This is a genomic window from Microbacterium oxydans, assembly GCF_006540085.1.
Classification (GTDB): Bacteria; Actinomycetota; Actinomycetes; order Actinomycetales; family Microbacteriaceae; genus Microbacterium; species Microbacterium oxydans.
In genome coordinates, this window is sequence record NZ_BJOG01000001.1 from 1,073,337 (window position 1) to 1,085,166 (window position 11,830).

General features: G+C 67.5%; 15 protein-coding genes. 12 read left to right on the forward strand and 3 right to left on the reverse strand.

Going from position 1 to position 11,830, the window contains the following annotated elements; all coding sequences use genetic code 11:
* The first annotated feature begins 13 nt into the window (after positions 1-13).
* Entirely contained in the window at positions 14-1,021 is a 1,008-nt protein-coding gene (locus MOX01_RS05135; protein ID WP_141368679.1) for an alpha/beta hydrolase, read from the forward strand.
* Positions 1,022-1,025: 4 nt separating this feature from the next.
* Here the strand turns inward: MOX01_RS05135 and MOX01_RS05140 are convergent, their stop codons facing one another.
* The 3 genes from MOX01_RS05140 to MOX01_RS05150 form a co-directional block, all read right to left on the reverse strand.
* Positions 1,026-1,658, reverse strand: a complete 633-nt coding sequence (locus MOX01_RS05140) for a GntR family transcriptional regulator (protein ID WP_046747800.1) — start codon at positions 1,656-1,658, stop codon at positions 1,026-1,028.
* Positions 1,659-2,127: 469 nt separating this feature from the next.
* Entirely contained in the window at positions 2,128-2,616 is a 489-nt protein-coding gene (locus MOX01_RS05145) for a YajQ family cyclic di-GMP-binding protein (RefSeq protein WP_017829222.1), read from the reverse strand.
* A 13-nt stretch (positions 2,617-2,629) separates the two neighbouring features.
* On the reverse strand, positions 2,630-3,061 hold the full coding sequence (locus MOX01_RS05150) for a hypothetical protein (RefSeq protein ID WP_061016980.1): 432 nt from the start codon (positions 3,059-3,061) through the stop codon (positions 2,630-2,632).
* Positions 3,062-3,246: 185 nt separating this feature from the next.
* Here MOX01_RS05150 and MOX01_RS05155 point away from each other — a divergent pair, with 185 nt between their 5' ends.
* The 11 genes from MOX01_RS05155 (at position 3,247) to rpsG (ending at position 11,809) form a co-directional block, all read left to right on the forward strand.
* Positions 3,247-4,455: a sugar ABC transporter substrate-binding protein gene (locus tag MOX01_RS05155; protein WP_141368681.1), complete on the forward strand. Its 1,209-nt coding sequence runs from the start codon at positions 3,247-3,249 to the stop codon at positions 4,453-4,455.
* A 69-nt stretch (positions 4,456-4,524) separates the two neighbouring features.
* Entirely contained in the window at positions 4,525-6,129 is a 1,605-nt protein-coding gene (locus tag MOX01_RS05160) for an ABC transporter permease subunit (protein ID WP_127012587.1), read from the forward strand.
* Between the two features lies 1 nt (position 6,130).
* Positions 6,131-7,069 carry a sugar ABC transporter permease gene (locus MOX01_RS05165; RefSeq protein ID WP_046747804.1) on the forward strand — a complete coding sequence of 313 codons (939 nt, stop codon included), beginning with the start codon at positions 6,131-6,133 and terminating at the stop codon, positions 7,067-7,069.
* A 99-nt stretch (positions 7,070-7,168) separates the two neighbouring features.
* Positions 7,169-7,501, forward strand: coding sequence for a PadR family transcriptional regulator (locus MOX01_RS05170; protein WP_046747805.1), 333 nt, complete (start codon positions 7,169-7,171; stop codon positions 7,499-7,501).
* Positions 7,498-8,154 (forward strand): HAAS signaling domain-containing protein, encoded by a 657-nt coding sequence (locus tag MOX01_RS05175; protein ID WP_141368683.1) that lies wholly within the window; start codon positions 7,498-7,500, stop codon positions 8,152-8,154. Before MOX01_RS05170 ends, MOX01_RS05175 begins: the two co-directional genes overlap by 4 nt.
* A 70-nt stretch (positions 8,155-8,224) precedes the next feature.
* Positions 8,225-8,377, forward strand: a complete 153-nt coding sequence (locus MOX01_RS19105; RefSeq protein WP_164734115.1) for a hypothetical protein — start codon at positions 8,225-8,227, stop codon at positions 8,375-8,377.
* 109 nt (positions 8,378-8,486) lie between these two features.
* Positions 8,487-9,518 carry an ABC transporter gene (locus tag MOX01_RS05180; RefSeq protein WP_046747807.1) on the forward strand — a complete coding sequence of 344 codons (1,032 nt, stop codon included), beginning with the start codon at positions 8,487-8,489 and terminating at the stop codon, positions 9,516-9,518.
* 65 nt (positions 9,519-9,583) lie between these two features.
* Positions 9,584-10,018 (forward strand): DUF6121 family protein, encoded by a 435-nt coding sequence (locus MOX01_RS05185; protein WP_113680394.1) that lies wholly within the window; start codon positions 9,584-9,586, stop codon positions 10,016-10,018.
* An 81-nt stretch (positions 10,019-10,099) separates the two neighbouring features.
* Positions 10,100-10,747, forward strand: a complete 648-nt coding sequence (locus MOX01_RS05190) for a hypothetical protein (RefSeq protein ID WP_046747808.1) — start codon at positions 10,100-10,102, stop codon at positions 10,745-10,747.
* Positions 10,748-10,964: 217 nt separating this feature from the next.
* Positions 10,965-11,333, forward strand: a complete 369-nt coding sequence (rpsL, locus tag MOX01_RS05195; protein ID WP_017201609.1) for a 30S ribosomal protein S12 — start codon at positions 10,965-10,967, stop codon at positions 11,331-11,333.
* A 5-nt stretch (positions 11,334-11,338) separates the two neighbouring features.
* Complete coding sequence (gene rpsG, locus MOX01_RS05200; protein WP_017201608.1) at positions 11,339-11,809, forward strand: 30S ribosomal protein S7; 471 nt, start codon at positions 11,339-11,341, stop codon at positions 11,807-11,809.
* Positions 11,810-11,830: the final 21 nt, after the last annotated feature.

Here is an 11,830-nt window from a genome sequence, read left to right on the forward strand (position 1 = left end):
GGGGGAGGAATGCATGGCCGACTGGATTCCCGATGTGCTCGGTGACGAGTTCCAGCAGCGCACTCTCGACCTCGGTGTCGACGATCAGGGTCCGGTCGTGGCCACGCTGGTGCGCGCGCTGCCGACAGAGCCGGGCCTCTGGGAAAGGGTGCGCGGACACCGTCCGCTCCTCGACGGAGTCGATGTGCTGTACGTGCACGGCTGGTCCGACTACTTCTTCCAGAAGCGTCTCGCCCGCTTCTGGACCACGCGGGGCGCCCGTTTCTTCGCGCTCGATCTGCGCAAGTACGGCCGCAGCCTCCGCGACGGGCAGACGCCGGGATACATCGCCGATCTCGCGATCTACGACGAGGACATCGCTGCGGCACTGGACGCCATGGGGCGTGGGGAAGGAGGCGTCGAATCCGACCGGTGCCTGATCCTGCTCGGACACTCCACCGGCGGTCTGACACTGAGCCTGTGGGCGTCTCGGCATCCGGGAGCGGCCGACGCGGTGATCCTCAACAGTCCCTGGCTGGAGTTCCAGTTCGCCCCGGCGAGAGCGGCGATCGCCCCGATGGTCGAACTGCAGGCGAGGATCCGTCCGATGGAGGTGGCACCGCAGGTCGACCTCGGCTTCTACACGCGAGCACAGCAGGAGGTGGCCGACCCTGACGACCCGATGGAGGTGAACCCGGTCTGGCGCCCGGCGCAGACCATGGCCGTGTACGCGGGGTGGCTGCACGCCATCCTGTCGGGGCACAAGGCCGTGGCATCGGGCCTGTCCATCACGGCGCCGGTGTGCGTGCTGCTCTCCGCGAGATTCGTGCCCCCGACGCGATGGTCGGAGGACCTCACCTCAGCCGATTCCGTGCTGGTCGTCGACGACATCGCCCGTGCGGCACTCCGTCTCGGACCCAGCGTCACCGTGGAGCGCATCGACGGTGCCCTGCACGACGTGTTCCTCTCCCGGCACGAGGCACGGGAAGACGCCTATCGGCGGCTGGACCGGTGGGTCACCGCATGGCGAGCGGTGCAGTGAGCTCTCACAGGTAGTACATCGCCCGGACGAGGCGCTCTGCGGTGTCGCCGTCCGCACTTCGAACGGCATCGCCGAAGTCGGAGTACACCTGACCCATGCGTGCGCGATCCGACGGCGGCACCACCCAATCGCGGAGGTTGCGGAACAGCACCATGCTCGCGTCGTCGATCAGCGTGCGATGCTGCGAGTTGCCGCTGTGATCGCCGAGGTAGGAGAACACCGCCCAGCGCGCGTTCGACGTCTCGGTGCCGTCCTCGAGTGATGCGTGCAAGCCCTCGACCAGGGCGACGACGTGCTCGCGCTGGGCCATCGTGATCCTCGGTACGGCCAGTCTCGCGGCGATGCCCGCCTGGTAGCCGGCGAACTCGAGCGACTGCGCCACGGTCTCCGGGGTCACCGCCGTCACCTCCGTGTACCGGCTCGGATACATCGTCACCATCCCGAGGCGTTCCAGTCGCTGGAGCGCCTCCCGCACCGGTGTCCGTGACACGTGCAGCTCCTCCGCCACGTCGACGTCACGGATGCGCTCACCCGCGGCCAACGTGCCGTCGATGATCTGTCCGCCGATGTGGTGGAAGACTTCTTCGGCCAGGAGCTGCTTGCTCTCGCCGATGTTCGTCGATCCGGTACTCCCCATGGATCCGCCCCCAGTTGCCCTTCTGATCCCGAGCGCCCCATGATTCGCCCGGGAGGGCAACTACATCATGAAGTCGCTTCGGATGCCAATATCCCCCACCGGAGTCCGCGGTCCGCGTGGGGGCGCGCAGCGCGGGCCCCGGTGGGCTCTTCTTACGTGTGGTCGCCCGCTCGCGGTTTCCGTGGCCGGCGGATGCTCAGCATCCGCCGGCCACCGAAGACGCGAGCGCATGGAACTGCCGCGGCCTCGTCCCCACGAGGGCAAGCTCGCAATACCGAAATCGCGCAGCCCTACGACGGCAGTGCGTCACGCGGCGTTCGCGTCGTCGGTCGAGTCGACCGCTTCCCAGTCTTGGGTACGGAAACCCATATATTGGTATGCAATTCAACAATCTGGCACGCAGTCCAGAAATCACGACGGAGGGGCCGGAAGCGATCGCATCCGGCCCCTCCGTCGTCGAGCGCGACGCTTACCGGTAGTTGATGAACTGCAGGTCGAGATCGAGGTCGGCGCCCTTCAACAGCGCGATGACCGACTGCAGGTCGTCGCGGCTCTTGGACTGCACGCGCAGCTCGTCGCCCTGGATCTGGCTCTTCACGCCCTTGGGGCCCTCGTCCCGGATGATCTTGTTGATCTTCTTCGCATTCTCGGAGGAGATGCCGTCCTTGAGCGTCGAGACGATGCGGAACTCCTTGCCGCTGGCGAACGGGTCGCCGGACTCGAGGCTCTTCAGCGAGATGCCGCGCTTGATGAGCTTGGACTGGAACACGTCGAGCACGGCCTTGGCGCGCTCCTCGGTGTTCGCGATGATGAGGATGCTCTCGCCGCTCCAGGCGATCGACGCACCGGTGCCCTTGAAGTCGTAGCGCTGCTCGATCTCCTTGCGGGCCTGGTTCAGAGCGTTCTCCGCTTCCTGGTGGTCGACCTTCGAGACGATGTCAAATGAGCTGTCAGCCATGGTTTCATCCTACTCAGGGGCTCAGCGCGTAGACGTTGTCGGAGACCCGGGTGGCTCCGTCCGGCGTGGGGTAGTCGTCGGGGACGGTCACGAAGTGCCCGGCGGGACCACTCATCTCCACGGGGGCGCCTTCTCCGCCGCACGCCATGCCCCACTCGCCGTCCTCGGGGAAGGCGAGCACGCATACCGCTCCCGGTTCGACGCCGCGCAGCAGCCAGATCGAGCTGCCCGAGTGTTCACCCACCAGGCGGGCCGACGACAGGTCGGCGACGTCTCCGGAGTCCTGCTCCGCCACCGCGTCCGGGACGGCGTCTTCCGGCTCGGCTTCCCGGTCCAGGACGCCATAGCTCGGGGCGAACGCGGTGCACCCGCTCAGCGCCATCGCCGTGAGCGCCAACGCGAGCGCTGCCGTGATCCTGCGGATGCGAAGTGTGCCACCAGCCATGACCACAGTCTACGGAGCGGGTTTCGTCGGACCCGTGGAAGCGTTTCCATCCGAGTGAAGCGGATTTCGGTGCATCACGGGTTGATATCGACGGCCTCTCTCATTGCGAACACCCCTGATTTCGATGCATACTGTAAGCGCTTGCAGTCCTTGCAGGTGATCAGCACTGAGAGAGGCACACACCAATGAAGGTGAACAAGAGGGGCATCGTCGCCGCGGGCGCGATCGCCATCGTTTCGACTCTGACGCTTGCCGGCTGCTCCACGGGGACCAGCAACGACGACACCTCCGGCTCCGACGACAGCAGTGCGCTGGTCGTCTGGGTCGACGCCGAGCGGGTCGACGCGCTTCAGGGCGCCGCAGATGCCTACGAGGAGAAGACCGGCGTCAAGGTCCAGCTCACGGGCAAGTCGGTCGACGACATGAAGGACGACTTCATCCAGCAGGTCCCGACCGGCAAGGGCCCCGACATCGTCATGGGCGCGCACGACTGGCTGGGCGAGCTCTCCACGAACGGCGTGGTCGCTCCGATCGAGCTGGGCGACAGCTCCGAGGACTACCTCCCCGTCGCGCTGCAGGCGGCGACGTACGACGGCACCGTCTACATGCTCCCGTACGCCGTGGAGAACATCGCCGTGCTCCGCAACGCCGACCTGGTTCCGGCTCCCGCGACCAGCTTCGACGACATGATCTCCAAGGGGAAGTTCGTCGTCGAGCAGGGGACCGAGGGCAACCCGTACCACCTGTACCCGTTCCAGACCGCGTTCGGCGCCCCGGTGTTCGGCAGCGACGACACCGGCAGCTACGACTCCACCGACCTCCAGCTCGGCAGCGAGGGCGGCTTCGCCTTCGCCGACTGGCTGGGCGCGCAGGGCGCAGCCGGCGTGCTCAACACCGACGTCGACGGTGAGATCGCCAAGCAGCAGTTCCTCGACGGCACGGCCGCCTTCTGGCTGACCGGTCCGTGGAACGTGGGTGCGGCCACCGACGCCGGCATCAACGTCGCGATCGACCCGATCCCGAGCCCGACCGGTGAGACCGCATCGCCGTTCGCCGGAGTGAAGGGCTTCTTCGTGAGCGCGGAGTCGAAGAACAAGGTCGCCGCGAACGACTTCCTCGTGAACTACATCGGCACCGAAGACGTGCAGCTCGAGCTGTTCAAGGCCGGCAACGTGCTTCCCGCGCTCACCGCTGCGGCCGACACCGCGGCCGCCGACCCGATCATCGCCGGCTTCCAGGCCGTCGGTGCCGACGCCGTGCCGATGCCCGCCATCCCGGCCATGGGTGCGGTCTGGCAGTACTGGGGCGTGGCCGAGGCCGCGATCATCAACGGCGAGGACCCGGCGACGACGTGGCAGAAGCTCGTCGACGACGTGACCGCCGCGATCAAGTAACAGCCAGGACACTGACTCTGCCGGGGTGGGCGCCTTCGCCCGCCCCGGCAGGATCATGACGAGGACGACATGACTGACACCGAAGAGCGCACAGCTCCTCCGACCAAGCGCCAGCGCCAGGCCGCCAAGATCGCCGAGGCTGCATCAGGGCCGATCGGCTGGATGCTGCTGAAGATCCTCCTGCTGGCGGTCGTCGATGCGATCGCCCTGTACGCCGCGTTCGTGCTGTTCGCGCACCAGGAGTGGTTGATCCTCGGCATCGTGGTCGTCGTCGCGGTCCTGGTCAACTACATCTACTTCTCCCGCAAGCGCATCGCGGCGAAGTACCTGACGCCCGGCATCATCTTCCTGATCGTGTTCCAGGTCTTCACGCTGCTCTACACCGGGTACATCGGGTTCACGAACTACGGCACCGGCCACAACGGAACCAAGGACCAGGCGATCTCGTCGCTTCTCGCATCGGCGCAGGAGCGGGTCGAGGACTCGCCGACGTACCCCGTCACCGTGGTCGAGCAGTTCGGCACCTACGGCCTGCTGGCGACAGACCCGGACACCGGCGATGCACTCCTCGGCACGGCGGAGCAGCCGCTCGCAGAGGTCGACGCGCAGTTCGAAGGTGACAAGGCCGTCGCGGTCGACGGGTGGACCACGCTTCCCCTCGCCACCGTGTTCACGCTGTCGGAGGAGCTGGAGCAGCTCTCCGTCCCGTTCAGCGACGACCCCAACGAGGGCAGCCTGCGCGCTCCCGACGGGCAGAAGGGCTACCTCTACGTCTCGACGCTCGAGTACGACGAGGCTGCAGACACGATCACCGACACCACCACAGGGATCGTCTACTCCGACACGGGTGACGGTGCGTTCACAGCCGAAGGCGGAGAGCAGCTCCTCCCCGGATGGCAGACGACGGTCGGTTTCGACAACTTCGTGCGCGCTGTCACCGACTCCTCCATCCGCGGTCCGCTCATCTCGGTGACGCTCTGGACCTTCGCGTTCGCCCTGATCTCGGTCGCGACCACGTTCTTCCTCGGACTGCTGCTCGCGCTGGTGTTCAACAACACCCGTATGCGCTTCCGCAACGGCTACCGCATCATCCTGATCCTCCCGTACGCGTTCCCCGCGTTCCTGTCCGCGCTGGTCTGGGCGGGCATGATGAACGAGAGCTTCGGCTTCATCAACCAGGTGATCTTCGGCGGGGCCGCGATCCCGTGGCTGACCGATCCCACGCTCGCCAAGGTGTCGGTGCTGCTGGTGAACCTGTGGCTCGGGTTCCCGTACATGTTCCTGGTCTGCATGGGGGCGCTGCAGGGCATCCCGGAGGACGTCAACGAAGCCGCCGTGATGGACGGCGCGAACCCGTGGCAGGTCTTCCGCCGCATCAAGCTGCCGCTGCTGCTCGTGACCGTGGCGCCGCTGCTGATCTCGTCGTTCGCGTTCAACTTCAACAACTTCAACCTGATCTACATGCTCACCAAGGGCGGGCCGCGCTTCAGCGATGTGTCCATCCCCGTGGGCCACACCGACATCCTGATCTCGATGGTCTACAAGGTGGCCTTCACGGGTCAGACCCGCGACTACGGTCTGGCGTCGGCCTTCACGATCCTGATCTTCATCGTGGTCGCGACGATCTCCATCATCAGCTTCCGCAAGACCAAGGCCCTCGAGGAGCTGAACTGACATGAGCACCGACAGCCCCATCACCGAGCGTCCCGCCACAACCCGGTCCGCCGAGAAGGCGCAGACCCTCGCTCCGCGCCGCCGCAGCTTCGGCGCCTGGTTCGCCGACACCGGATGGCGTCACCTCGTGGCGATCGTCGTGAGCGCGTTCGCGCTGTTCCCGCTGCTGTACGTCGTCTCGGCCTCGCTGAACCCGAAGGGGACGCTGACGGGCTCGAACCAGCTGTTCTCCGCGATCGGGATCGACAGCTACGTGCGCATCCTCAGCGACCCGCAGAACCCGTACGGCACGTGGTTCCTCAATACGCTCCTGATCGCCGTCGTCACCGGCGCGGTCACGGTCTTCATCGGAGCGTGCGCCGCCTACGCCTTCTCGCGCATGAGGTTCGCCGGGCGCCGCGTGGGCCTCGTGACGATCGTGGTCGTGCAGATGTTCCCGCAGCTGCTCGCCGTGGTCGCGATCTTCCTCCTCATGTCGACCCTGGGGGACTGGTTCCCGGCCATCGGTCTGAACACCCACACGGGTCTGATCCTGGTGTACCTCGGTGGAGCGCTCGGTGTGAACACCTACCTGATGTACGGCTTCTTCAACACGATCCCCAAGGAGATCGACGAGGCTGCCCGCATCGACGGTGCCGGTCACGCACGCATCTTCTTCACGATCATCCTTCGTCTGGTCGCGCCGATCCTCGCGGTGGTCGGACTGCTCTCGTTCATCGGCACCGTCAACGAGTACGTCATCGCGAGCGTCATGCTCGTCGACGTCGATCAGCAGACGCTCGTGGTCGGTCTGACGAAGCTCGTCGCGAACCCGCGGTATGCGGACTGGTCGGCGTTCTCGGCGGGGGCCGTGATGGCCGCGATCCCGGTGATGATCCTGTTCCTGTTCCTGCAGAAGTACATCGTGGGCGGTCTGACGGCCGGAGCGACGAAGGGCTGAGCCGCTGGTCTGCCCGCCGGCGTCGTGATCCGGTGGGCACGGGTGCCCGCACGGTCGGACTCCTCACGCTCTCTTGTCTCGCATGCTACCTTGTCTTGCATGACAGCTGATGTCGGCGCTCAGATGCGCAAGGGAGTGGTCGAGTACTGCGTGCTCGGGCTGCTCGCGCGCGAGCCGATGTACGGCTGGCAGCTGGCGGATGCGCTCACCGGCGCGGGCCTGATCGCCAGCATCGGCACGCTGTACCCGCTGCTCGGGAGGCTGAAGGACAACGGGTGGGTCACCACGTTCGATCAGCCCTCCGACAGTGGTCCGGTGCGCAAGTACTACCGGCTCACCGGCAGCGGGATCGATCAGTTGGACCGTTTCCGCGCCCAGTGGACACCATTCGCCCGTGTCGTCACGGGCATCGTCGGAGAGGGACGACCATGACAGAGCTCACCGCAGACGACCTCCGCACCGAGTACCTCGCGCGGCTCGACGAGGCCATGCGCAACCTGCCGCACGGTGTCGCGAGCGATATCCGTGCCGGCATCCTCGAGGAGCTGCAGGGGCTCGATGCCGAAGCGACGGCGGCACGCATCGCGGATCTCGGCGATCCTGTCGCGATCGCCGATGGGGCTCAGGCGGAAGTCCCGTCCGGGCCGACGATCATCGGCGCGCCCGCGGTCGCCGCGCCCCCGGTGCCGCGTCCGCCGGCGACCTCGACGAGAGGGTTCGCGATCGCTGCGGCGCTGACGTTGAGCTTCGGAGGGATCGTCGTGCCCGTACTCGGCTGGTTCGTCGGCGCCGCGCTCGTGAGCGCGAGCTCGCTCTGGAGGACGTGGGAGAAGGTGGTCGCGATCGTCGTACCCTTCGTCGTCACCGGCATCTCGTTCCTCACGGTCTCCACGCTGACGGCCTTCTCCTCGTCGGAGTCGGGTGGGAGCTCCTCGGGGACCGGGACGCCCCCGGAGGTCCCCGCCGTCAACCCGCTCGTGCCCGGCGTGGGGGAGTGGCACGTCCTCATCCTCCTCGGATTCCTCCTCGTCCCGCTCTCCGGGCTGTGGCTGCTGTGGCGACTCCGGGGGCGCGCCGCAGGATGAAGCGGGTGCCGCGCACCGGATATCGGCGTTGCTCCTCGGGGGATCGGTGCTTCGGGCCTAGCGTGGAGTCATGGCACGGGTGGGGGGTCGCAACCTCGGGATGAGCTGGTTCGCCGGCATCGTGTGCGTCGGCGTCATCGGCGCCCTCGTGTGGCTGTCGCTTCCGATGGTCCCCGTGCTCGCCCAGTTCGCCGGGGATGCGCTTCGCACCGCTCTTCCCTGACCTGGGACGACGTATCCGCATGAATGCCGACACGTCGGCACGCCTCCGCGAGCGTCCGTTCGCGCGGAGGTACCCTCGCAATGCACGATTCCGATGAGAGGCGCACCCCATGAGTGACCCCGACGTTCCCCAGCCCGAGAAGCCGGCTGACGTTGACGACGTCGTCGGCAGCGCGAACGCGGGTCTGGATGCCGCCGCGGCCGCAGGTGCGGATGTTCCCGGCTCCGGCGAGACCGCGGCAGACGGTGGCGACGTCACGCCGGCCGCCGCACCCGTGGATCCCGACCTCGCCGCTTTCGAAGCGGCCGAGCGCGAACACCCCGGAACCTTCGCATCGCCGCCCCCCGCGGTGACCCCCGCTTCCTCCGCTGCGTCGTACGACCGCGCCGAAGAGATCAGGGCTCAGGCCGACGCCGAGACCACCTCCTTCTACCCGGAGCCTGTCGTGGGCGAGCCCGTGCCCTTCGGCCACGAGCAGTCCGGCATGGCGGGAGCCGCCTACGCCCAGTACGGCGATGAGGCCGAGACGCGTGTCGTCCCCTCGGAGCCGCTGGTGGTCGCGGCCGCAGCGCAGCCGCAGCCGATCTTCGTCCAGGCTCCCGAGCCTCCCCGTGACCGGGGCAACCGCGGCACGGCAGGGGCCATCGGGCTTCTCGCCACCCTCGTCTTCGCGGTCCTGTACCTCGGTGCATGGCTCGGTCTCGGCGCGATCGCCGGTGACGTGACCGGAGAGAACATCGGTCAGAGTGCTGTCGCCCCGCTGTCCACCTGGGGGTTCTGGACGCCCGTCGTCGTGTTCTTCCTCGGGTTCTGGCTGCTCGGCGCGATCATCAACCGCGGTCGCTGGGGACTCTGGGTCGTCTTCGGTCTCATCGTCGGCGTCATCGCGTACGGCGGCCACATCCTCGGGCAGCTCTTCGAAGCCCCGTTCTGGAAGCTCAGCTCGAGCCAGGGCCTCGACCTCGTCGGCGAGCAGCTGCTCGCTCCGCTCGCGATCGCGGCATTCGTGTTCGCCCGCGAGCTCACGATCTGGTTCGGCGCGTGGGTCGCACGCAGTGGCGCCCGCAAGACCGAGCTGAACGCCGAGGCGCAGCGCGAGTACGAGCGCACGCTCGAAGCCGGCCCGACGCTGGCGAGGTAGTCACGAACTCCACCACGCCGAACCCCCACGGACCCGAGTCCGCGGGGGTTTCGGCCATCCTGGCGGTGGTCCTCGCCACCATCGGCTTCTTCGCGCTCGCCGTCTTCGGGCTCGGAGCGGTGAGCGTCGCCACGGACACCGACATCATCGCGGTCCCGAACCTGGGCCAGGTGCCGGGAGTGGCCGGGATGATCGCCGCCGTCGTCTCCTTCGCCCTCGTCCTGTGGTCGACGCTGCGTCGGTCGCAGCCCTCCTATGTAGCGACGGTCGCGATCGCCCTGACGGCGGGACTCGCCCACCTCGTCGTGGTCTGGTTCGCCGTACTCATCGGCGACGGAGATCTCGTGCTCGCGACTGCGGTCGCCGGAGACCTGGTGCGAGGCGGTGCGAGCGCTGTCATCGTGCTGGCTGCGCTGATCGCCGGGTGGGGCGGTATCGCCCTGCGGCGCACCCGTGCGGAGCATCCACGCTGGCCCTGGGAGCGCGAAGAGGAGGAGTGACCTTCGGGCGCTCGTCCGTCTTCGCCCCGCCGGGCTGGGGAAATCGCGACGGCGAGGGGCGACGCGCCGTACGCTGGTGGAGTGGAGCGCTCGTTGGAGACGCAGGTCGACCAGGCCGTCGAAGCCTGGTTGCGCTGGGTGCCGCGCTGGGAGCCGGCGACCCACCGCGGTCGCGTCGCGCCGTGTCGTCGGTGTCTCGGCTCTCCGATCCTCTCGGCGGCCGGCATCGGGGCGAACGTGCCGCACGGGGTGCAGCACGGGCTGTCGACCAGGATCAAGACCATCGTCGATCATGCCGTCGCGGAGTACACGGCGAGGAACCTGCCGATGCTGCAGCGCGAACTCGACCAGCAGGCCGCGCGCAACCGTGCCCGCAGCTATCGCCCGGCGGAGGATCTCGACCCCGAGTTCGACGGCCTCCCGCTCGATCCCGATCCGGTTCCTGGCGCCCCGTTCCTGTTCACCATCGCCGGGCTCGCGGACGACTCTGCCGCGGAGCTCCCCGCGCTGCCTCCGCTCACGGAGGAGGCCAAGATCGCGCTCCGGCAGGAGGTGGCACTCGCCGACGAGTACGCCAACCTGGTGGGCCGCGAGATCTGCGGCATCCTGCTGCGGCACCGGATCTCGATCCAGGCCGCGGTCTCGCAGCACGTCGAGCCGCAGATCGAGGCTCTGCTGGCCGAGCTGACCGAATCGCTCGACTCGCCGTTCGACCCCGACCTGCCCTGAGGTGCGAGCGCAGGCACGCCCATTTGACCGCTACGTTACGCGGCATTACACTTGATCAGGTGTGTGCACGCCTCCGCGTGCGCACTGGGCGCCGGCACCTGTCGGTCTGCCCCCACGGCATACCCATCACACCAAAAGCTCGTCGGTTCCGGCGTGCCGGTGGGTCATGATGTGAAACCCATCACGCTGTCACCGTGCAGCACTATGAGGAGAGAACGTGCCAACCATTCAGCAGTTGGTTCGCAAGGGTCGCTCGCCCAAGGTCACCAAGACCAAGGCGCCGGCGCTCAAGTCGAACCCGCAGCAGGCCGGGGTCTGCACCCGCGTCTACACCACCACGCCGAAGAAGCCGAACTCGGCGATGCGCAAGGTCGCTCGTGTGAAGCTCCGCAACGGCACCGAGGTCACCGCGTACATCCCCGGTGAGGGCCACAACCTGCAGGAGCACTCGCTCGTGCTCGTGCGTGGCGGTCGTGTCAAGGACCTCCCCGGTGTGCGTTACAAGATCGTCCGCGGCGCCCTGGACACCCAGGCAGTCAAGAACCGTAAGCAGGCTCGTTCCCGCTACGGCGCGAAGAAGGGTTGAGTTAGATGCCTCGTAAGGGACCAGCCCCCAAGCGCCCCGTCGTCAACGACCCGGTATACGGCGCACCGATCGTCACCTCGCTGGTGAACAAGATCCTCGTCGACGGCAAGAAGTCGCTGGCCGAGTCGATCGTCTACGGCGCCCTCCGCGGTGTCGAGGCGAAGAACGGTCAGGACGCCGTCGCCACCCTGAAGAAGGCGCTCGACAACGTGCGCCCGACCCTCGAGGTCCGCAGCCGCCGCGTCGGTGGCTCGACCTACCAGGTGCCGGTCGAGGTCAAGCCTCACCGCGCCAACACGCTCGCACTGCGCTGGCTCGTGAGCTACGCGAAGGGCCGTCGTGAGAAGACGATGACCGAGCGTCTGCAGAACGAGATCCTCGACGCGTCGAACGGCCTGGGTGCCGCGGTCAAGCGCCGCGAGGACACGCACAAGATGGCCGAGTCGAACCGCGCGTTCGCTCACTACCGCTGGTAAACAGCTCCGCCGGCCCCTCGG

Coding starts and splice junctions, on each gene's coding strand:
- MOX01_RS05135 (WP_141368679.1), top strand. CDS start 14: ATGGCCGACTGGATTCCCGATGTGCTCGGTGACGAGTTCCAGCAGCGC.
- MOX01_RS05145 (WP_017829222.1), bottom strand. CDS start 2,616: ATGGCTGACAGCTCATTTGACATCGTCTCGAAGGTCGACCACCAGGAA.
- MOX01_RS19105 (WP_164734115.1), top strand. CDS start 8,225: ATGGCACGGGTGGGGGGTCGCAACCTCGGGATGAGCTGGTTCGCCGGC.
- MOX01_RS05175 (WP_141368683.1), top strand. CDS start 7,498: ATGACAGAGCTCACCGCAGACGACCTCCGCACCGAGTACCTCGCGCGG.
- MOX01_RS05170 (WP_046747805.1), top strand. CDS start 7,169: ATGACAGCTGATGTCGGCGCTCAGATGCGCAAGGGAGTGGTCGAGTAC.
- MOX01_RS05165 (WP_046747804.1), top strand. CDS start 6,131: ATGAGCACCGACAGCCCCATCACCGAGCGTCCCGCCACAACCCGGTCC.
- rpsG (WP_017201608.1), top strand. CDS start 11,339: ATGCCTCGTAAGGGACCAGCCCCCAAGCGCCCCGTCGTCAACGACCCG.
- MOX01_RS05160 (WP_127012587.1), top strand. CDS start 4,525: ATGACTGACACCGAAGAGCGCACAGCTCCTCCGACCAAGCGCCAGCGC.
- MOX01_RS05140 (WP_046747800.1), bottom strand. CDS start 1,658: ATGGGGAGTACCGGATCGACGAACATCGGCGAGAGCAAGCAGCTCCTG.
- MOX01_RS05150 (WP_061016980.1), bottom strand. CDS start 3,061: ATGGCTGGTGGCACACTTCGCATCCGCAGGATCACGGCAGCGCTCGCG.
- MOX01_RS05155 (WP_141368681.1), top strand. CDS start 3,247: ATGAAGGTGAACAAGAGGGGCATCGTCGCCGCGGGCGCGATCGCCATC.
- MOX01_RS05180 (WP_046747807.1), top strand. CDS start 8,487: ATGAGTGACCCCGACGTTCCCCAGCCCGAGAAGCCGGCTGACGTTGAC.